Consider the following 21,127-nt stretch of genomic DNA (forward strand, 5'->3'; position numbering starts at 1 on the left):
TAGGCGCTGGCTCGATTTTGCATAATATCTTTCTAGAAAAAGAACTAGTTCAAAATTGCTGCACCTCTATCGATCGGGGTTAGTAACACCTCTATAAGTTATGAGATATTGAAATCCTTGCCAATAATTTAGGAGCGACTGGATAGATATGGCGATCGACTTGAACCTGTACCTTGATTTAGGAATTTTGCTGGCATTGCTGGCGATCGGTCTGGTGATTTATCTGGTTTCGGCACGTACCTATCAATCCGCTACAACGGTGGCCGATTCCTATGATGACTGGACAGAAGATGGCATCCTGGAGTTTTACTGGGGTGAGCATATTCACTTGGGTTATTATGGCGCACCACCGCAACGGCGCGATTTCCTAACCGCAAAGGCCGACTTTGTGGATGAAATGGTGCGTTGGGGTGGACTGGATAAGTTACCCCAGGGTACGACGGTGCTGGATGTGGGTTGTGGTATTGGTGGCAGCAGTCGGATTCTGGCCAAGGATTATGGGTTTGATGTGACGGGGATTACGATCAGTCCGCAGCAGGTGAAGCGGGCGCAAGAGTTAACGCCATCGGACGTAAGCGCTAAATTTCAGGTTGATGATGCAATGGCGCTGTCATTTCCTGACAAGAGCTTTGATGTGGTCTGGTCGATCGAGGCGGGGCCCCACATGCCCGACAAGGAAGTTTTTGCCAGGGAATTACTGCGGGTAATCAAACCAGGCGGAGTTCTGGTGGTGGCGGATTGGAATCAACGGGACGATCGCCAGGTTCCCCTCAACTTCTGGGAAAAACCCGTGATGCGGCAGTTGCTCGATCAATGGGCACATCCGGCCTTTGCTAGTATTGAAGGATTTGCGGAGCAGTTGGCGGCAACGGGGATGGTCGAGGGCGAGGTGATTACTGATGATTGGACTCAGCAAACGCTGCCTTCCTGGATCGATTCGATCTGGCAGGGTGTGATCAGGCCACAGGGCTTTTTGCGCTTAGGTTTACCTGGCTTCTTGAAGTCAGTGCGGGAAGTCCCCACGATCCTATTGATGCGGTTAGCGTTCGGCGCTGGCTTATGTCGGTTTGGCATGTTTAAGGCGAAGCGATCGCCCAATTCACCATCCCCCGCAGCGGCGCAAACGGCTGAATTGGCTGCTTAATTCCAAGCGTTAGATAGCCCCCACAATCGGGAATAATTCAACTTGTAACCCTCTATGCTGTGACTGCTTAATCGATCGCGGGCTATTTGGGGCTGAGTGCGATCGATGGGTTTGGGTGTAGGATAAAGGGCATAGTTTGAATATATTCCTGATACCTGATCTAAAAATTACGGGATGGCACAAGAACTATTTGTTATCGTTGCGATCCTGCCCACGGTCTTTTGGGTGTGGATGATCTATGAATGTATGCGTAATGATCCAGAGAAAAGCACCTGGATCTGGATTCTGATTATCCTTAACTACGTTGGTGCGGCAATTTATTTCTTTGCGCGGTGGTTGCCGAGTTCTTCTGCGTCGATCCCGTTGCCCAATTATGTCAATCGCTGGTTGAAGCGGGAGCGCCTGTGGAATTTGGAGGCGGAGGCCAGGAATATTGGTAATGCTTATCAGTTTGTGAATCTGGGTAATTTGCAGACGGAGTTGGGGCTGTATATCGAGGCGGAGGAGTCTTTTGCAAAGGCGCTGGCGAAAGACCCGCAGGATGTGCATGGGATCTGGGGGGCGGCGTTTCTGGATATGCACAACGAAAATTATGCGAGTGCAAAGGATCGCCTGGAGAAGTTATTGGCCATAGATCCAGAATATAAGTTTGGGGATGCGTCGTTGGCCTATGGCAAGGCTTTGGTGTCGCTGCAAGACATCGAGGCGGCGGAGGCGCACCTGTATAAGCATGTGAAGAGTTGGGCGAAGCCGGAGGCTTATTATATGCTGGCGAAAATCAAGGCGGACAAGGGGGAGAAGGAGGAGGCACGCAGTTTGATCGATACGATGCTGCATAACCTGAAGGGCAGTCCTTCTTATTATTACCGCCGGAATCAGTATTTGGTGCGGAAGGCGAATAAGTTGTTGGGTGGGTTGAAGTAGGATTGGGTTGCTGAGTGGGATAGATGGGTGATGGATCTTCGGGAAAAGCTTAAGCAACATAGGTTATGGTTGGAGTCGGATAGGAAAAGGGGTGAGCGATTTAATGCGGAGAATGTTAACCTTAGCTATACCAATCTTAATGAAGCCAACCTCAGTGAAGCCTACGTCAAAAGAGCTTACCTCAGAGGAGCCGACCTCAGAGGAGCCGATCTCACTGGAGCTAACCTCACTGGAGCTAACCTCACTGGAGCCAATCTCACTGGAGCCAACCTCACTGGAGCCAATTTCAGCAAAGCCAATCTCAGAGGAGCCAATCTCAGAGGAGTCAATCTCAGTGGAGTCAATCTCAGTGGAGCCAATCTCAGTGGAGCCAATCTCAGTGGAGCCAATCTCAGTGGAGCCAATCTCAGTGGAGTCAATCTCAGTAGAGTCAATCTTAGTGGAGCAAACTTCAGTAATGCCAACCTCAATAATTTTGACCTAAGCGGATTTGATCTCACTGGAGCCAACCTCACTGGAGCCAATTTCAGTGGAGTCAATCTCAGTGGAGTCAATCTCAGTAGAGCCAATCTTAGTGGAGCAAACTTCAGTAATGCCAACCTCAATAATTTTGACCTAAGCGGATTTGATCTCAGTGGAGTCAACCTCAGTGGAGCCAATCTTAGTGGAGCAAACTTCAGTAATGCCAACCTCAATAATTTTGACCTAAGCGGATTTGATCTCAGTGGAGTCAACCTCAGTGGAGCCAATCTCAGTGGAGCCAATCTTAGCGGTGCCAACCTCAGCGAAGCCAACTTAAGTGAAGTTGACCTATATCAAATCAACTTGAGTGGGGCCAACCTCAGTAGAATCGACCTCACCGGAGCTAACCTCAGTGGAGCCAATTTCAGTGGAGCCAATCTTAGTGGAGCAAACTTCAGTAATGCCAACCTCAATAATTTTGACCTAAGCGGATTTGATCTCAGTGGAGTCAACCTCAGTGGAGCCAATCTCAGTGGAGCCAATCTCAGTGGAGCCAACCTCAATAATTTTGACCTAAGCGGATTTGATCTTAGAGGTATCAATCTTAGTGGAGCTGATCTCGGTGGAACCAATCTTAGCGGTGCCAACCTCAGCGAAGCCAACTTAAGTGAAGTTGACCTATATCAAATCAACTTGAGTGGGGCCAACCTCAGTAGAATCGACCTCACCGGAGCTAACCTCACTGGAGCCAACCTTAGCGAAGCCAACTTAAATGAAGTTGACCTATATCAAATCAACTTGAGTGGAGCTAACCTCAGTAAGGTCAATTTCCAAGGTTTCGACTTAGGTGGATTTGACCTGAAAAATGTAAATCTCACTGGAGCAAACCTCCGTGAAGTAAAAGCACTAAAGACTGATTTTACAGGAGCAATCCTAACTGATGCTTGCATTCAAGATTGGCATATTAATGCTGAAACCAAACTCGATAATGTTGAATGTGAAGCTATTCATCTAAAATATGACTCTGAATCGGGGGGATTTACCGATCGCCGCCCCAGCAATGAGAATAAATTTCTTGAACCTGGCGATTTCGCCTTATTAGTCTACAAATCTATAGAAACGGTAGATTTAATTTTCCATAATGGTATTGATTGGAAGGCTTTACAGGTATCAATCGATAAGTTTAAGGTAGAAAATAATGGAGTAGGTCTCGAAATTCAATCAATCGAACATAGAAATGGTGATTTTGTGGTTAAGGTTGCAGTACCTCCTAATTCTAAAAAAGGAGCAATCGAAACTAATTTGAAACATGGATATGAGGAAGCCCGCAAGATTTTGGAAGGTCGGTACAGAGAATTGTTAAATGCTAAAGATCAGCAAATAGCAAATTATAGAGAACAAAATACTAGCCTAAATACGATTCTTGAACTGATGGCATCCCGACCAGTCATCATCAATAACAGCAATCAAAACACCAACATCGGGCGAGACAGCAACATCAACGCCGACAATAACTCAACTGTAGCTATGGGCAACGTCAACACCGAAAATAACGACAACTCCACCACCAACTACGATATGCACAACGCAAACATTGGTAATGTCGCCAACACCGTTCAAGACAACGCCCAGCAACAGACCAATCAACCCAACCACGACGATTGATTAAATCCCAGCGCGATCGATCCAGCGGGCGAAAATCGGGCGATTTTCGATTAATTTTGCTTATAAGCTTGCATCAACAATAACTTGCATGGTAACAATGCATCTGCAGACAATGCCAGTCTCAGGAATCCCACCTTCCATGCAACCACCATGCCATCTCAACACCTAGAATTATCCGCAATCGCAAACCTGTTCACGCCATCGATCGCGCAGCTTTCGGCTCCCAGCGGATCGCTGATCTGGCTGATCTGGTTTGGTTATGGTCTGGTATTTTTGATCGCCTTGCTGATTCTGTTCTTTGTCCTGTTTGAGTGGCAATACCTGAGCAGGCAGGGCAATCTGCTGGAGGTGAGCAACATCAACTGGCAGATCGACGAATATAAACCCAAGTTCTATCAACTGCGCGGTGAATATGCCGCCACCAACTACACCAAAAACCTGGATGTATTTTTGATCGAAGCCAGAGCCGAAGTAACGCTAATGTCGAAAGACAATCTGGCGGAAGTAAAGCAAGATGTGGTAATTCGATCGCGTCATGAGGGCGTAGAAAGCCGCAATGATGGCTATTGGGAGGCATATATTGTTAAAGCAGGCTACACCACCGCCTTTGATATATTGATTAATCTGGAAGGGCGAAACCTGCGCACGTTGGACTGTGCCTGGGTGCGATTGCACTATGTAATCTATGGCCCCGAAGGGCGATTGCAGCGGGTCGATCATAGCTTTGTGCCATTGAAATTCCCCGATGCCAATGAACCAGAACGCTGGCATCCTACCCAGAGCGCCGATGTGATGGCAGTCAGAACCCATCTACTCTCCCCCCTCGATACGCCGGTGGAGGTGATCAGGCGTTATGTGCTCGATCATGCCCAACCCGGCGACATTGTTACGATCGGCGAGACTCCTTTGGCGATCATGCAAAACCGATTGCGTCATCCCAGCGATGTACGGCCGGGGGCATTGGCAAAACGGCTTTGTTATTACTTTCTGCCCACTTCTTCTTTGGCTACTGCTTGCGGGTTACAGGTGCTGGTTGATGAGGTGGGAGCATGGCGGGTCGCGTTTGCCTTTGTCCTGGGGGCGATCGCCAGGATTCTGCTCCGGATTCGCGGCGGCTTTTATATGCTGGCCGGAAAGCAAGCCAAGCTGATCGATGATGTGACGGGTACATTGCCCCCTTACGATCAATTCATTGTGATGGGTCCCGATGACCCGCAGGCGATCGTGAATGAGATTCTAGAAGAAACTGGCCTGGAGGCAGCGATCGTGGATGTGAATGATCTACGCGCGGTGGCGATTCTGGCGGCCACCCCAGGCGTGTCGCAGGAGTTGCTGAATCAAGCGCTGTTGCATAATCCGGCTGGGAATGCAGCGGAGCAGACCCCCGTGGTATTAATTCGGCCAAATTATGATTATGGTTCCGGTGAATTAAATGAGTAGCTGCGATCGCCCAGCTTGATTGCAATTGATTCTAAGCAAGAAATTATTTAGGACGAACTGACCAGGTGAGTTTATTCTTGGTGGCAGCAGTACAGTCCACCACAAAATCACCGATCGCTAAAGGCAATTGCTCATTTTTCCTGGCACGGCGCAACTTGGCCGCCGAACAACCTAAAAACTTGGCTAATTCCTTGGTGCTCCAGGCACGGGTAAACAGGTCATCGGGCAGGCTGGTGAGGCGATCGGCAATTTCACCCCAGCTTTTCACATAGGCGGCAGTGGCATCATCATGGGCGATCGTTTGTAATTCCGCTTCGATCTCGCTGAGCTGCACCACTGGTCGCTTACCAGTACCCTGGGCGGGCGTATAGTTGGGGTCAAGCTTGCCATAGATATCTGAATCTACATAAACCTGCAGATCGATAATGTCTTGCCAGCTTTTAAGAAAATCATCTTGCTCGACTTCTACTTTTGGCTCTGGCGATCGCATCACCTCTTCGTTTCTTAGCTCTGCCAGGTAGCTTGTCAGCGCATTTAGCAAAATATCCTGATTGCCTTTTGCTTGATATAGTTCAAAAAGTTCGCTAATTTCTGCCACAATCTGCGCAATCTCGGCCGGGAAAGGTGGCTTAGCGCCTGATTGCTGCTGCTGCTCGGATCGATCGACTTGATAGTCTGCCACGGATTGTGTTGGTTAAGCGAACAATTCAAATTAATATTTGGGATCTAATCTAGGCAGGGGAGCGGCTGCCAGCATTGATGCATTTTGCATTTGCCCCTACTTTAAACTAAATATTGCCTGATCAGACTAAGTATAATTAAGCAAAATCATGCAGGCGATTAAGAATTTCTAGAGTTTTATACTTTATAAATTATTACTCAGAATGGAAAAGGAACTACCGATCGTGTACTGATTCAACTAATTATTCAACTTCAACGCCCAAATATAACGATCAAATATATTGACGGCAATTGACGTGGCAAAGGATCTCGCCCACAAAAAACGGGGTAAGCATTCTAACTAATCAAACGATTTAAATAGCGTTCAATCAAAATTACAGCCACAATATCATCCACTGGGCGAGGTGGAACGCGCATCCCCTTAGGCATCAGCTTTTGCAAGCCCCTGGGCGGGTGGATTTGCCAATAGCGTTCACGGGCCTCTTGGGAGCTATAGCGCTCATCGATCGAAATGATTCTGAGCTTGGGAAATTCCTGACTCAGATCATCTTTCCATTGTTTGGCGGTGGTTTGATTGCCAATAATAATCGAAGCGATCGGATAGAGTTGGCGCAGTTCAGAAATTTTGGCGATCGCCTCGCCACTTGCCACCACCTCCTGGAAATGCAACTTGCGATCCAGTCCCATTATTGCCACCCCACATTTATCTCGTCCCGGATCAAAACCTAATAGCACAGCCTGTTTAGCCCAAATTAGATGATTGATTGTAATCAGTTCTAACTTAAATAATAAAGTCTAGCGCGTTTCTTCCATATACTCGCGCACAAACTGATCGATCGCCTGGGTGTAGGTTGGGGCAGAATCTAAAAAGCCAGCATTATGATCGCCACTGATTTCGGTGAATTCTTTGGGCTCATTGGCGGCGGCATACAAAGCCTGGCCATGATGAAAAGGGATAACGCGATCGTCTGAGCTATGGATCACCAGCACTGGGCTATCTATTTCCGGTAGGCGATCGATGTTGTTATAAGAAAACTTGGATAGCAGCCGGATCGGGATAAAGGGATAGAGTTCGGCAGCACGATCGTTGAGCCTAGTAAACGTAGAGGCAAGAATTAGCCCCCCTGGCCGATATTTTTTAGCAATGTGGCTAGCTACGCCACCACCAAGGGATTCACCATAAACCAGAATTCGTTCGGGTGGGATCAAACGTTCTTCGGTTAAATATTTCCAAGCTGTTTCCATATCCATGTAAGTGCCTTCTTCTGACGGCTTGCCATCACTTTCGCCATAGCCGCGATAGTTGACCATCAAAGTTGAGAATCCCAGCCGATTGAAGATCGCAATATAATCCAGCCGATTACTAATGTTGCCGCCGTTGCCATGACAAAAAAGCACCACGGCTCTGCCCATAAAGTCATTTGCGTTGGCAGGAATATACCAACCGCTTAGTTTTACCTCATCCTCGGTCACCAACTCCACCTGTTGATAGCCCAAACCGAGTGATTCAGGTGAATCGCTTTGTTCTTCGCGGGGAAAATAGACCATCCGCGATTGATTGAAATACAGCAGTACGGACAAACCTACATATGCCAGTACAATTACCCGTAATGCGGGGAAGATCAGCTTGCTGAAAATGTTCATCTTGGTGGCTGGCTTTTTCATTGTGATTTAGGCTGAGGGGAATTAGGGACAGGAATGAGGCGATCGCATTTTAGTTTAGAGCAACCGCAGTCTAGTGGTTTATCAATATGTGGTTTATCAATATGTGGTTTATCAATATATAGATATAGTGATAATGAATAGCCTGTTTTTAGATTACCCATCACCTGTACGACAAACAATCAATTCGGGCTATTACTGCTTATTACCAGTTTGACAGAGGACTAGCGCTATAGTTGCTAATTGCTTGGTTGAATTTGCTTGGCATGAGAGAATAAATCACCACCATTATGTTAGTTGCACCCTGGTTTTTGAGTGGTACACCAATAGCCAGAATTAAAATTGGCACAATCGCGGCAGCCCTCAATCAACCTCGAATTTTGAATCAAGCCAAGTACCCCAAAACAAAAATATGACTACTATTGCGGTAATCGATTATGACATGGGTAATCTGCACTCCGCCTGTAAGGGATTGGCGATGGCAGGTGCAGAAACGATCGTCACCGATCAAGCCCATGAACTCGAAACAGCCGATGCGATCGTGCTGCCTGGGGTGGGGGCGTTTGATCCGGCCATGCAACATATCCGCGATCGCCACCTGGAACAACCAATCAAAGCCGCGATCGATTCTGGTAAGCCATTTCTGGGTATTTGTTTGGGAATGCAAATCCTATTTGAATATTCCACTGAAGGGAAAGAACCTGGCCTGGGGGTTGTGGCTGGTGGGGTGGAGCGTTTTAGGCCAGAACCTGGGATCACGATCCCGCATATGGGCTGGAATCAGCTAGAATTAGCGCAGCCAAATTGTCGATTGTGGCAAGAGTTGGGCGCAAATCCCTGGGCTTATTTTGTGCATTCCTACTATTGTGTACCCCAGGATCAATCAATTATTGCGGCCACCACTACCCACGGCAGCCAAAGGGCTACGGTGGCGATCGCCAGAGCGAATTTAATGGCGGTGCAATTTCATCCAGAAAAATCTGCCAGTGATGGGCTCAAAATCCTCACTAATTTCGTCACTATGGTGCGGGAAGGTATGGGATCGCAATCCTACCCCGCGATCGCCATTCCCACGAAATAATCTGTAAGTTACTTGAGAGTTATTCCTAGCCGGTGTAGAGGAAAATATAATTATGTTGATTATGTCTAGATTTAAAAGCCAACTTAAACATCAACTCAAAATTTTACATCAATTCAAACTTTTGACCGCCAATACTAAGAGGGCAGCTATTCTTGGCAGTGCCTTGCTGCTGGGTGGTTTGGGCAGCTATGCGATCGCCCCACGGCCAGTTAAAGCGCAATCAGCCGGTGGGATCGTGCTATTTGGCAACATCAAAGACCAGGCGCTAGATTATTACCTGGATTCAGGCATTGCCAATGACTGGGATCGCTACTATTTGACGGTGCCATCCCAGGACTTCCAGATCGATAAGCTGATTGTGCAATATCCCGAAACCTACGCCAAAAACAAAGGTAAATTCGACCAGGATCGGATTCAATTGCGTCGTAATGTAGATGATAAGGATATTCCGATCGAATCAGCAATCTGGGACCCAGATAACCGCACGATCGAAATTTCGCCAGTGGAGCCGATCCCCCCTGATATCACCACCAAAATTGTTTTGTCTAACGTGAGAAATCCCAGATTTGGTGGTATCTATCAATTTGATGCTTCGGTTTCCAGTGTCGATGACTTGCCGGTAATTCGGTATGTGGGCTCTTGGGTAATTGACTTTGATTAACTAACTAACTAACTAACTAATTGCTGGTTAGGCATTGCCTGGTTGGGGCGATCAGAGAACATCAGGGAACAGGTTGAAAATATCGATCGCCCAGCAGTTGCGATTTAATCATATTGGCGCTAATATCTCACTCGAAGCTACAAAGTTAGTCAAACAAATAGCTTTTTACGCATTACTTATCTAGCTTGCTCAAGGGGATAAAACAGCATTGGCTAGGTCAGCCAGATCAAGTAAAGCTGTTATTAAATTAATAGATTGGCTTTTACTACATAGATAGACCTCTCACGGAGTCAGCGATCTGTTTACCTGCGTGATGTCTAGCGATCGCTGCTCCTGAAGTGCCTGAGCTTAACATATAGTTACATACATGCCTAGCCAACTCACCTTTTTGGGGTGTATTGTTAGAGTCATGCATTCATACTTTTAGTTTTTTAGTTTTTGAAAAAAAGGAGTTACTATATGGGTCTTTCAGACGCTCAGGTACTAACCGCTCTAGCGATCGCTATTTTTCCCGCAGCCATGGCTATGATGCTCGGTTCTGCTTTATATAACTCATAGTAATCCAAACACGATTTAGGGGCTTTTGATGGTTGCCAAACGTAACTTTTTGCCTACGCCAACTCAGCCCAGAACCAGATCCAGGCGATCTGATCCTGCTGCGGTGGGTCGCGCTCGCCCAAATGGCGGTGCGAAGGCTAGGGCTGCGTCTGGTAAATCATCTCCCCCTAAATTGAATTCAAGATCTAATCACCACGATCGCTATGATCCTGCTACCTCTGCGCCGACATTAGCTTTTCCCCACGTTAAAGACCAGGTGCAAGCCACAGTGAGTGCAAAGGTGCGGCGACAGAAAGCCCATCGCCATCGCGCCAGAGGCGTTGAAGCGGTTGGTGTGATTACAGTAAATATTTTGCTTTCGGCGATCGCTTTTACGGCGCTAACCAAGCTCATCCCCTATCAAGTTGAGCATAGAGCCCGACTGGAAGAAATCACCAGTGAAGTGCAAATGGCAGAGGAGCGCGTAAATCTGCTGCGCGATGAACTCACTGCTACCTTTGATTCGGGCAAGTCCCAGGAAAAGTTATTGCGTGAGAATGGCTGGCAAAAACGCAACCAACTCACAATTAAAATTATTGATGATCCGGAGGCTAGCCAGAATACGGCGAGTGAATCGGATGAAACTGCTCTACCTGAAGCGCAGCCTAATTCTAATAATACTGCCAGCAGATAGCTAGTTTAATAGACGACTAATAAAGTTACTGTTCTTGCCAAGAGAGTTGGTACATACAGAGCTGGTCTGACAATTTGCAGATCAGTAGTTGTAAGCGATCGCCTCCGTGATTGGCTTGAGAAGTAATGGTGTTAGGATCAGCAAAGTTAATTCTGCCTATCCCTAAGAAAGCTGAATATACTTAATTAATATACTTAAGTCTATCTTTCCATTGCCCCACAACCACCGCCATTTATGTACGTCGAAGAACTATTTAATCTCAGCAATTTATTTGTATTGCCATTCTGGGTATTGTTCATTTTCCTGCCCAACTGGCAATTTACCCGCAAGGTAGCACAATCGCCCCTGCCCTTTGTGGCGCTGGCTGGGTTATATATTTATTTTTTGGTGAATACGCTCAATGCCGAAAATGCGGCGGCGATGGCGAATCCAGACTTGATGGCGATCGCTGGCTTTTTTGCTGATCCTGCCGCAGCGGCCACGGGCTGGACGCATTTTTTGGTGATGGATTTGTTTGTGGGAAGGTGGGTCTATCTGGAAGGTCAGCGCACTGGTGTGTTTACGGCTCATTCGATCGCCCTGTGTTTGTTTGCTGGGCCGATCGGTTTGCTTTCGCACTTGACCACGGACGCGATTGTACAAAAATTCTTTGCTAAAGAGGCAACTTCCGCAGGCGAACAGGATGGCGATGATTCAAGCCTGGAGCCGAGTACATAGCTCGCATAGGCAGAAACTTGCCAGAGATTTGCAAATTGCAGCAGATCCTGGCTAATTTGGTACAGAAATAACCAAAATATTAAGAGCAGGCAAAAACCTTGATTCTATAGGGATCTGAGGTATAGTTGGTCAGTAGTTGTTTTCGATTACTGCATGAGTTTGCAAGTTAATTTCTAGCCATGCCTTCTTCATTGCTGCCCAATTTGCAAAAATATCTGCGCGATCGCCCTAGTTCCGATCGGCGCATGAGTCGAGCCACTGCGCCAGAGGAGCAAAGAGGTTTTGATCAGGTAATTAAACCTAGCAATAAAATTCCCAAGGCAGAATTACTTGAGAGCGAGATGAAAGCCCATGATGTGGGTCAATGTGCGATCGCTGATAATCAATTTAGTCATTTTCTAGATGGCATTCAACGGAGCTGGCTGCTATATCACCACCGCTATGTACCGGTTTATTATGGTTATGTGGCAGGAGTCATCCGTGAACGCAAGCAGGCGGTGATGTCTACCAGCAGTCATCAGGTCAAAGAGGCTTTATATTTGCCTTTCCGCTATTTTGACCCTGATGAACGAGAAAAACTAAAAAGCACGAATCTAGACATAATTGATACCGAAGCGATCGATGAAGGTGATAGTCTGTCACAGGATCAAGCAGATGAAGACCCACAGGCTACCATGCAGCCGATGCTATTGCGCGGAGTGGCGGTAGAGGCGGTTACTAATCAACGAGCCAACCTTGAAAAAGAGCTTACCAAGGAGTGGTTGAGAAATAAAGCTAAGCATCCTGGTTGGTTAGTGATGGATGGCTCGATCAAAATTTCGAAGAATGCGATCGCCGAGCCGCGTGCAGTTGGCATTATCAAAAGCCATAATACGCAATTTTTTAATCTCGAAGATCAAGCAACTATATTTGAATTAAAAGCTGGTCAACGCAGTTCGACTTTTAATCCTTACCCTGATAACCCCAAGCAGTCATTGTGCAGTTGGTATCTCAGATTGAGAGAAGCAAACAACGAAGATATGTATTTTGGGCTGGTGCGGGTCGAGGTTTCGCTGAAGCATCAAAATCGCGTTAATGAAATTAGCCAGTGGATCATGACCGAGCGCCGACCGCTCTCGCTGCCAGATTCCCGTTGGGATCGGATGATTTATCCGATCAGAGATTGTGAGCAATATCTACGCAGTAAGGAACCCTCCAAGGCTTCATTTGGTTGGCTAGGTTAGAAATTGCAATATTAAGTAAGTAAGCTAAGTAATAAGTAATCAGGCTAAACCTCCATACATTTACCCGCATGGAGCAATCGTCTAAATTCTTCGGCTGGCACAGGGCGACTGAAGATATAGCCTTGAATCGCGTTGCAGCTATTCTGTTTGAGGATATTTAACTCTGGCATGGTTTCTACCCCTTCCGCGATCACATGTAGGTTAAGGCTATGCGCCATTTGAATAATCGCCTTAGCGATCGCCCTATTTTCTTGATCATGGGCCAGATCATGAATAAAACAACGATCGATTTTAAGCGTATCAAACGGAAACTGTTTTAGATAACTCAATGAAGAATAGCCCGTACCAAAGTCGTCAATCGAGATCTGAATGCCGATCGACTTAAGTTCATGCATTTTGGCAATGCTACCGCTAATGTCATCAATCAAACTACTTTCGGTAACCTCGATCTCCAAGAGACTAGGTTCTAATTCACATTCTTCAACAATGCGAACAATGCGGGAGCTGAGGTCTTCTTGCTTAAACTGCCGCGCCGAGAGGTTAACAGAAATCTGGGGACGATAGAATGCCTCAGGTGAGAAAGGGCTATAGGTTGAATTAGGAATTGAGATTTTCTGCCAGGTTTTGGCCTGTCGGCAAGCTTCACGAATCACCCATTCACCGATCGTCTCGATCGCCCCACTCTCTTCAGCAAGCGGAATAAATTTAGCCGGAGAGATAATTCCATACTTGGGGTGGTACCAGCGCAAGAGTGCTTCAGCACCAATAATTTGCCCCGTTACTAAGCTGATTTGGGGTTGAAAATAAAGCTGGAACTCATCCCGATCGAGGGCATGAAACAAGTGTGACTGTAGTTCCAGTTGCTCCGTAAGCCCTTCGCCTAGCTTAGGATTATAGAAATAATAGAGACTGTCATCTTTCTGTTTGACATTATTCTGAGCGGTGGCGGCATTACGAATCAAAGTATCCATATCAACACCATGCTGAGGATGGAAAGCAACGCCAATGCTAGCAGTAATGCGGACTTCATGATTGTCAACACAGAAGGGTTTAGCGATCTCTTTGGCTATGCATTGAGCCACATTATGGGTCTCGGCTTTAGCATCAACGGCGGCCAGAATAACTACAAAGTCATCTTTATCAAGCTTGGCTACGACATCATGATCATCAACGCAATCGAGAATCCGCTCGGTAACCTCTTTTAAAATACGATCGCTGTGATCCTGGCCAAAATTTTCGCTAATGCGTCTGAAGCGATCGAGGCTAACCATCAAAATGGGCACGATTGTTGCATTGGGCTCCGATTCATCTAGAACCAAAGCCAGCTTTTCCCTGAGCATCAGGCGATTGGGTAAGCCAGTAATATTGTCGTAATAGAGTACATAATCAAGCTGCTCCTTAATTCTGCGCAGATCGCTGGCATAAATTGCCGCCATCGCTAATTTTCGATCGAGGCGGGTACGCACCGCTCGCAGTAGATCATTACTTCTGACTGGCTTAGCCAGATAATCATCAGCACCACCATCCATGCCCTGGCGCACATCTTTGGTCGTTGATTTAGCCGTGAGGAAAATAAAAGGAGTTAAGGCCAGGTCGGGCACCTTGCGCAGTCGCGCCAACACCTCATGGCCATCCAATCCGGGCATCATCACATCACAAAGAATTAGATCTGGCTGGAAAGCTTGAGCTAATTTCAAGCCCTGGATACCATCACCTGCACCTACTACCTCATAATCCTCAAACTCTAATATTTCTACAATGCCTTCACGGATAAGCTCATCATCTTCGATCACTAGTATTTTATGCATGGAATCTTCACAGTTTGTAGGGACAGGATTGATATAAGATTATTCATGGCCACTACCCGGTAAAACTAAAGCTATAATTACGCTAGCCTGGGGAATTAGGCTTAATGTAATGTTGCTTTAGCTAATCATTACTTGATTGCATTTTTCTTTTTGATGCGATTAATTGCAAACTTGGGCATGAGCAACTATTTCCCCCGTTTACTTCAAATAAATTAACTTTACTAGCATCGCTTGTAGACTTCACTCAAGCAAGTAAAGACCGGATACGGCGAGATTAAACCAGATTCCGTATAAGTGTCTGCTGGATCTTGCTGATATTATAGCTTCCTTTTGCTGACAGAAGCCTATCTGAATAAGTCTTGTTGCTGATTCTTGGAGTGCGATCGCATCGATGCAAGTGCTAGTGGCCATACCGCGCTCAAAAATCTTTGGGCTTAGCAAAGCGGTAGGATTGGATTAAATAATCTCCTGCTCCTTTGGCCATAGATCGATCTGTAGATACGATCGATTTACCTGATTACCTGATCGTAGTCTGCTCTAATCAAATTTCAGGAGCTAATTTCAGGAGCTAATTTAGATTGGCTATGGCTTATTTTGCCCAAGGGTTAACGCTAAAATAAACTTGGGTGGTCATGATGCTATAGCTTAGACTTAACATTAAGTATTAAGTATTAATTTATTGCAAACAGGCATAGAGACTTAATAATTTGGCGATCGGTTGTTTGGAGCTGCTTACCGCCGATTGGGTTTTAATTTTAAATTAGCGATCGCTTGCTGCACATCTATTTAATTTATTTGCATCTTAATTTATTTGCATCGATGGATTGATATTGGCCTATTGATGTATTAACTAAATGCCTATAACTTAACCTTTCTTGCGCAACGAATCTTGCTCAAAGAACTATAGCTAGGCTTGGATCATATTTTTGATCTGTTTGTTTTGATATATTTGGATCGATAATTCGGCTAAGTCTATAATCCTTATATTGGTATAGCTATGACAACAGCTATTTGAGTATTGTAGTTATGTTGGCGATCGCCATAGTTTATGGTCAATCAGCTAAACCTTTGGCAATTAATTCCGATCGTTGAGATCTCATTAATTTGCCCATGATCCGGCCATATCTTTACTAGACCAAGCTCCTGATTTGAATCCCGAATTGCTCCTAAATATCCCCTAAGTATTGAGTTAAGTATTTAATTATTCTGTAATTATTCTGGTTAGATCGTACCCCTAGCTAACAAATGAGTGAGACAACTCCCTACGAAAAACTTGGCATAAATGAGGATGCCTCCTTTGAAGAGGTGCGTGATGCGAGAGATCGCCTTATGAATACCCTCAAAGGTGATGAACAGCAACAGGAAGCAATCGAGGCTGCCTATGATGCTGTGTTAATGGATCGATTACGAGCCAGACAGGCGGGAACGCTCAAGGTGCCCGATCGAATTCGGTTCCCAGAGAAAGTGGCGACCGAAACCCTGAGTAAACCGACTGTGGCGCAAACTACGGCCAGTGCTCCAAATTGGTTGGTCAATTCCCTCGACACACCTAATAATCAAGAAATTCTGACTTGTTCCGGTGTATTTGCGGGGCTAGGCATCCTGAGCATCTGGCGACCAGATGTGGCTCCCACTTGGCTAGCTTTGGCTTGGATGGCCAGCATTTTCTTCTTGACCCGCAAGGAGCGTAAGTTCTGGCGATCGGTAACCATCTCTTTTATTGCTATTTGTGTGGCAACTTTGCTTGGCTTGCTAATTGAGCAAATGCCAGCTTTCATGTCCGAGACTTTTCCAGGCCCGATCGCAATGGCGTTTATGCTGGTGGTAATTTGGCTGGTTAGCTGTTTTGTGCGCTAATTTTTGAAAATTCAATCATTCATGATCTAGCGATCGGTCAAACTGATACCAGACATATGCTTGATATTTTTATGAGCGGCATTCTCAGCCCTGGCTTAGGCAGTGCCGAATTTATAAACCTTAGCCAGGTAAATCTTAGTTAGGCGGAGAGAGGTTACGGAATCCTGAGGAGTGGGATCGCCTCAAGTGGCGCTTTTGTAAAATGTTTCTACGCTCCCTGTTTAATGCTGGGTAGTGCTGAAATATTAGGCTAGTGTAGTGGTGCTAAAGGCCGACTCAATATAGCTATAAAGCCTGAACTGGTCATTTTGATTTTTATGCACCAGTGCCACATCAAAGCGTAATATATAGTCGCCTAGCTCCTGATTTTGGGCGATGAACTCAAGCGCCGCCTGATAGAGACGCTTTTGTTTGGGTAAGGTGATCGCCAAGGAGCCATTGTGGTCCAAATTCCGATCGCTACGGGTTTTGACTTCCACAAAAATGATGGTTTGGCGATCGCGGGCAATAAGATCAATTTCGCCAGATTTACATCGCCATCGCTGTCCCAGAATTTGCCAGCCGTTTTGGGTTAGTAATTTCTCAACAAACGCTTCGCCCTGCCAGCCAGTCTTATATTGCTTTGACAAGTGCGATCGTGATTGGGATAGTGATCTAGCCATATTACCGCCCAGGAAAGTTCGTTTACCATAATAGCCTGTATAATCCACCAAATAAACATTAATCAGTCATTTCATCATATGTATTCACTCCCAAGCCTAATGTATAAAAATCGTGCATCTGAGTAGAGTGTGAAATGTGTAATGATACTTCAAAATTTGTAGGAGGGCAACTGGGTCTGGGATTATTGCTTTAGGGCTGTTGGACTATCGCAGTATCAAGCTTTGGCAAGATTAGAGTAAACAAGATTAGAGTAAAAAACAGTAATAAAACCAACTCTCTTCAGGTCAGGTAAAACTTTGACAAGAGAACTACTACCTAAAATGCGAGCCTGGTAATTTAACTTAAGTTGCGAATAGTATCAATTAGTGTCAAAAACTGGCTAAACCACCATGTTAATCAGCAAATTTTTTATACTGCAAAGGGTAATTTAAGTTTCTTTTGTCAACTGCGATGAAATCTGCCCTCGGCCAGCTTTTTAATCAGGCCACGATCGCAACTTTTGCAATCAGGATTGTGGCTATCTGTCTTTGTTTGGTTACTGTAACTACATTGGTAACCACTTCATTCAACGTCAACATGGCGATCGCAGCTAAATACGATCGGCGTGTTTTAGAAGGAGCTGACTTCTCCGGCAAAGACCTGCGCGATGCTCAGTTTAATAAGGCAGTGTTACGCAGTGTCAACTTTGCCAATGCCAACCTCAGCGGGGTGAGTTTATTTGGTTCTGATTTAACCAATGCCAACCTTAGTGGTGCTAATTTGCGCTACTCATCTTTAGATACATCGCGGATGGTGGGCACCGACTTGAGCAATGCGATCCTGGAAGGGGCGTTTGTGTATGGTGCTAAGTTCAAGAACCTCAAGATCGCTGGCGCTGACTTTACTGATGTTGATCTGCGTGAAACTATCCGTGAGGAATTATGTGAAGTAGCAACAGGAACCAACCCAACCACAGGGCGCGACACTAGAGAAACGCTGGGTTGTGATTAATTGTAATTAATTGTAATTACACTGTAATGAGCGATCGAGCATAGATTGTAATGACTTAGTAGATTTAGGAGTAAATTTAGTAACTGACGCGAGATTCATGGGCTAGCCAGGTTTGGAATGCCTTTAAAGATGGCTGTCGCATCATTTGTTGGATTGGCAGGCTACGGTTTTCGATCGGCAATTTGAGCTGTTCATAAATAAATGAATCGTCAAAATCAACCGCCGCTGCATCGTGATGGCCACTGGCAAAGAAAAGTCGATCGCAATGGGACCAATAGATGGCCGCTAGACACATGGGGCAGGGTTCGCAGGAAGAATATATTTCGCAACCGGCCAGAGTAAAAGAATTTAGTTCCTGGCAGGCGGCACGAATTGCCATGATTTCAGCGTGGGCAGTGGGATCATTATTGTGGGTAACTTGATTTACGCCCTTGGCGATCACAGTTCCGGCTTTGACAATCACCGCCCCAAATGGCCCACCACCATTGCCGACATTTGCGATCGCCAAATCGATCGCCATTTGCATAAATGCCTGCTGCTGCGGTGTCTCTGTCTCACTATTGGTCATATTTGCTTTTTTCGATCCATCGATCTAACTGTAGTACCAATTGTCACCATCAGCAGACATAGTTATACACATATCTTTCAAGCGCAGCTTAATTTTAAATGTCATCACAAAATGCAAATTAGGACATGCTTAAACATTTAAGTTAATCAAAATTTTTAAGCTTATGTTTCAGCATCAACCGTAGCAACTTGACGATAGGTAATTGTTTCAGAAACGATCGCCAATTTTGCATCCACCCAAATGATTTTGGCCTGCACCACCTGACCCGATCGCAGCGTAACCAGGGTAAAGTTACGGGCTCGACCAGTGCTTAACTCTTTAATTCTGGGGACAGATGCCGCGTTTACATATACAGTGCCATATTCATCAATGGCGGTGATTTGACGTTGTTGATTACTCAGGCGCAAATTATGGTGCATGTGGCCAAAGGTCACCAGTGGGATTTGTTTGCCTAAGCTACGGGTTTGGGCGATCGCTGCGGTTAGGTCTGGATCGCCAAAATCGCCACCCTCCGGTCGCCAATCCTTGCCACAGGGGGAATCAACGCGATCGCCCAGGCCAAACGGGCCATTGTGGCCGAGTAAAATAATTGTCTTGCGGTTAGTTGCAGCGGCAGCGGCGGTAATTCGGGCCGCAGATTCTGCAAATCCACCCACACCATAGCGCTGTTGATAAAAATCCTGGTTGCGCCATTCTGAACTCCCCCAACTAAATGGGCGCGCGCCTACTACGGCCAAGCCTAAAGCAGGAAAATCCAAATAGCCATAGCCCACATGGGCATTTCCCAACAGATCAAGTTGCTGCTGGACGCGATCTTCCTGGCTATGATCATAGGGGCTTTGTTTTCTGCCCCATTCAGAGGCGCTATACCAGGCATCATGATTACCTAAAATTACTGCTTTGGGTTTATTCAGCTTGGCGATCGCTTCGACCACCCACACCGACTCATTGCCAAAATCACCCACAAATAAAGCCAAGTCGATCGGCAAATTTTCCAGGGCATGATTATCGGCTGCTTCCCATTGATCATGCACATCACCAATAATGGCGATCGTAATTTCGGTGGATTGTGAGTCACCCAGATTTACCATGATGCGATTACGCTGCTCCTTAAAATCATCGCTGCGATTGCTCTACGCCATCTACCAGCATAAACGATCTCTCTGCTTAGGAAAGTTATGCGGGTTAGTTCAGTGCTACCTGCTTTAAGAGAATTGATTGGTTATTCCGAAAATTAAAATTTGCGTTATTTTCAAATGCGATACAAGTTCATCCATAGCTGAGATTTGGATGTTTCAGTAAATGTTTCAATAACAGTCTCAGCTTTGCTTGTATCTTTTGCTACTACTATCTTTAGTAGTAAGGATAATTAGCAATCGATTTGAAATTCGGAGCTTAGCTTGTTTGGATTATAGATATTCAACTATCGCCTAAATCCTTACTTGTTCAGCACTACCCTATCTTTTTCTACTACTTCAAACCCACGTTAACCAAGATATGCCTGTTTGATTCGATCGCTGGTTAGTAGATCTTTGGCATTGCCCTCAAAAGTAATTGTGCCCGCTTCCAAAACATAACCGCGATCGGCGGCCTGCAGCGCCAAATTAGCATTTTGTTCCACCAGCAGGATCGTCACCCCTTGTTGATGCAGCTCTTCAATAATTTCAAAAATATTCCGCACAATCTGGGGGGCTAGCCCCAGGCTTGGTTCATCCAGAAGCAGCAATTGAGGCCGACTCATCATCGCCCTGGCGATCGCCAGCATTTGTTGTTCGCCACCGCTGAGAGTGCCAGCCAATTGTTGTCTGCGTTCAGCTAAGCGAGGGAAAAGCGAGAACTGCCATTCTAGATCTGCTTTGATCGCCTGGGCATCATTGCGGGTATATGCCCCCAGTTCTAAATTCGCTAATACGGTTTGCCTTGCCAAAACTCTGCGCCCCTCTGGACTCTGGGCGATCCCCATTTTGACAACCCGCGCGGCCGAGTAGCGAGTAATGTCGCGCCCCTGATAGAGGATCTGGCCAGAGCTAGGATTAACTAATCTAGAGATAGTGCGCAGGGTGGTGGTTTTGCCAGCGCCATTGGCTCCAATCAGGGTCACAATCTCACCGGGGGCGATCGACAGGTTGATCGATTGCAACGCCTGAATACCACCATAGTTAACGCTGAGGTGGTTGATTTCCAGCAGCTTAGATGGTTTGGGCTTGTCGGCTAATCTAACTTTAGAGCTGGCTTCTGGCTCAGGCTGTGGCATGTTTTCATAACTCGATCTTTCTCATGGTTTAAATCATCGGTGAAATTATGATTTATCAACTTTGGCAAAGTTGCTCCCAGGCTAAGCATATTACAA

At 46.0% G+C, this 21,127-nt stretch carries 20 protein-coding genes; 12 read left to right on the forward strand and 8 right to left on the reverse strand.

Features of this window, described 5'->3' with window-relative positions; translation table 11 throughout:
- The first annotated feature begins 148 nt into the window (after positions 1–148).
- The 4 genes from PSE7367_RS14425 (at position 149) to PSE7367_RS14440 (ending at position 5,635) form a co-directional block, all read left to right on the forward strand.
- A complete protein-coding gene (locus PSE7367_RS14425; RefSeq protein ID WP_015166093.1) occupies positions 149–1,144 on the forward strand; it encodes a methyltransferase domain-containing protein in 996 nt (331 codons plus the stop codon).
- Between the two features lie 174 nt (positions 1,145–1,318).
- Entirely contained in the window at positions 1,319–2,068 is a 750-nt protein-coding gene (locus tag PSE7367_RS14430; RefSeq protein WP_015166094.1) for a PLDc N-terminal domain-containing protein, read from the forward strand.
- A gap of 30 nt (positions 2,069–2,098) precedes the next feature.
- Complete coding sequence (locus tag PSE7367_RS20590) at positions 2,099–4,195, forward strand: pentapeptide repeat-containing protein (RefSeq protein ID WP_015166095.1); 2,097 nt, start codon at positions 2,099–2,101, stop codon at positions 4,193–4,195.
- Positions 4,196–4,345: 150 nt separating this feature from the next.
- On the forward strand, positions 4,346–5,635 hold the full coding sequence (locus PSE7367_RS14440) for an NUDIX hydrolase (RefSeq protein WP_015166096.1): 1,290 nt from the start codon (positions 4,346–4,348) through the stop codon (positions 5,633–5,635).
- Between the two features lie 43 nt (positions 5,636–5,678).
- Here the strand turns inward: PSE7367_RS14440 and PSE7367_RS14445 are convergent, their stop codons facing one another.
- The 3 genes from PSE7367_RS14445 to PSE7367_RS14455 form a co-directional block, all read right to left on the reverse strand.
- Entirely contained in the window at positions 5,679–6,317 is a 639-nt protein-coding gene (locus tag PSE7367_RS14445) for a hypothetical protein (RefSeq protein ID WP_015166097.1), read from the reverse strand.
- Positions 6,318–6,652: 335 nt separating this feature from the next.
- Complete coding sequence (gene ruvX, locus PSE7367_RS14450) at positions 6,653–7,051, reverse strand: Holliday junction resolvase RuvX (protein WP_015166098.1); 399 nt, start codon at positions 7,049–7,051, stop codon at positions 6,653–6,655.
- A 60-nt stretch (positions 7,052–7,111) separates the two neighbouring features.
- The gene (locus PSE7367_RS14455; protein ID WP_015166099.1) at positions 7,112–7,981 is read right to left on the reverse strand and encodes an alpha/beta hydrolase; all 870 of its coding nucleotides are present in this window, start codon (positions 7,979–7,981) and stop codon (positions 7,112–7,114) included.
- 409 nt (positions 7,982–8,390) lie between these two features.
- Here PSE7367_RS14455 and hisH point away from each other — a divergent pair, with 409 nt between their 5' ends.
- From hisH to PSE7367_RS14480, 6 genes are all read left to right on the forward strand, one after another.
- On the forward strand, positions 8,391–9,059 hold the full coding sequence (hisH, locus tag PSE7367_RS14460) for an imidazole glycerol phosphate synthase subunit HisH (RefSeq protein ID WP_015166100.1): 669 nt from the start codon (positions 8,391–8,393) through the stop codon (positions 9,057–9,059).
- A 52-nt stretch (positions 9,060–9,111) separates the two neighbouring features.
- Positions 9,112–9,720, forward strand: coding sequence for a DUF2808 domain-containing protein (locus PSE7367_RS14465; protein WP_015166101.1), 609 nt, complete (start codon positions 9,112–9,114; stop codon positions 9,718–9,720).
- 459 nt (positions 9,721–10,179) lie between these two features.
- Positions 10,180–10,278: a photosystem I reaction center subunit XII gene (gene psaM / locus PSE7367_RS21235; protein ID WP_015166102.1), complete on the forward strand. Its 99-nt coding sequence runs from the start codon at positions 10,180–10,182 to the stop codon at positions 10,276–10,278.
- A 28-nt stretch (positions 10,279–10,306) separates the two neighbouring features.
- Positions 10,307–10,951: a hypothetical protein gene (locus PSE7367_RS14470; RefSeq protein WP_015166103.1), complete on the forward strand. Its 645-nt coding sequence runs from the start codon at positions 10,307–10,309 to the stop codon at positions 10,949–10,951.
- A 234-nt stretch (positions 10,952–11,185) separates the two neighbouring features.
- Positions 11,186–11,668, forward strand: a complete 483-nt coding sequence (locus tag PSE7367_RS14475) for an ABA4-like family protein (RefSeq protein ID WP_015166104.1) — start codon at positions 11,186–11,188, stop codon at positions 11,666–11,668.
- Between the two features lie 179 nt (positions 11,669–11,847).
- The gene (locus tag PSE7367_RS14480) at positions 11,848–12,891 is read left to right on the forward strand and encodes a hypothetical protein (protein WP_015166105.1); all 1,044 of its coding nucleotides are present in this window, start codon (positions 11,848–11,850) and stop codon (positions 12,889–12,891) included.
- 44 nt (positions 12,892–12,935) lie between these two features.
- On the opposite strand, the gene PSE7367_RS14485 is transcribed toward PSE7367_RS14480, so the two are convergent.
- Positions 12,936–14,699: a putative bifunctional diguanylate cyclase/phosphodiesterase gene (locus PSE7367_RS14485; protein WP_015166106.1), complete on the reverse strand. Its 1,764-nt coding sequence runs from the start codon at positions 14,697–14,699 to the stop codon at positions 12,936–12,938.
- 1,245 nt (positions 14,700–15,944) lie between these two features.
- On the opposite strand from PSE7367_RS14485, the gene PSE7367_RS14490 reads away from it, so the two are divergent.
- Entirely contained in the window at positions 15,945–16,556 is a 612-nt protein-coding gene (locus PSE7367_RS14490) for a CPP1-like family protein (RefSeq protein ID WP_015166107.1), read from the forward strand.
- 245 nt (positions 16,557–16,801) lie between these two features.
- Here PSE7367_RS14490 and PSE7367_RS14495 read toward each other — a convergent pair whose 3' ends face one another.
- Entirely contained in the window at positions 16,802–17,218 is a 417-nt protein-coding gene (locus PSE7367_RS14495) for a YraN family protein (protein WP_015166108.1), read from the reverse strand.
- Positions 17,219–17,669: 451 nt separating this feature from the next.
- Between PSE7367_RS14495 and PSE7367_RS14500 the strand changes: the two genes are divergently transcribed.
- Positions 17,670–18,209, forward strand: coding sequence for a pentapeptide repeat-containing protein (locus PSE7367_RS14500; RefSeq protein WP_015166109.1), 540 nt, complete (start codon positions 17,670–17,672; stop codon positions 18,207–18,209).
- 76 nt (positions 18,210–18,285) lie between these two features.
- Here the strand turns inward: PSE7367_RS14500 and PSE7367_RS14505 are convergent, their stop codons facing one another.
- From PSE7367_RS14505 to PSE7367_RS14515, 3 genes are all read right to left on the reverse strand, one after another.
- On the reverse strand, positions 18,286–18,777 hold the full coding sequence (locus PSE7367_RS14505; RefSeq protein WP_015166110.1) for a nucleoside deaminase: 492 nt from the start codon (positions 18,775–18,777) through the stop codon (positions 18,286–18,288).
- Between the two features lie 161 nt (positions 18,778–18,938).
- The gene (locus PSE7367_RS14510) at positions 18,939–19,868 is read right to left on the reverse strand and encodes a TIGR04168 family protein (RefSeq protein WP_015166111.1); all 930 of its coding nucleotides are present in this window, start codon (positions 19,866–19,868) and stop codon (positions 18,939–18,941) included.
- A 395-nt stretch (positions 19,869–20,263) separates the two neighbouring features.
- Positions 20,264–20,965: an ATP-binding cassette domain-containing protein gene (locus PSE7367_RS14515; protein WP_041699835.1), complete on the reverse strand. Its 702-nt coding sequence runs from the start codon at positions 20,963–20,965 to the stop codon at positions 20,264–20,266.
- Between the last annotated feature and the right edge of the window lie 162 nt (positions 20,966–21,127).

Origin of the sequence: Pseudanabaena sp. PCC 7367 (assembly GCF_000317065.1) — a bacterium.
Taxonomy (GTDB): domain Bacteria; phylum Cyanobacteriota; class Cyanobacteriia; order Pseudanabaenales; family Pseudanabaenaceae; genus Thalassoporum; species Thalassoporum mexicanum.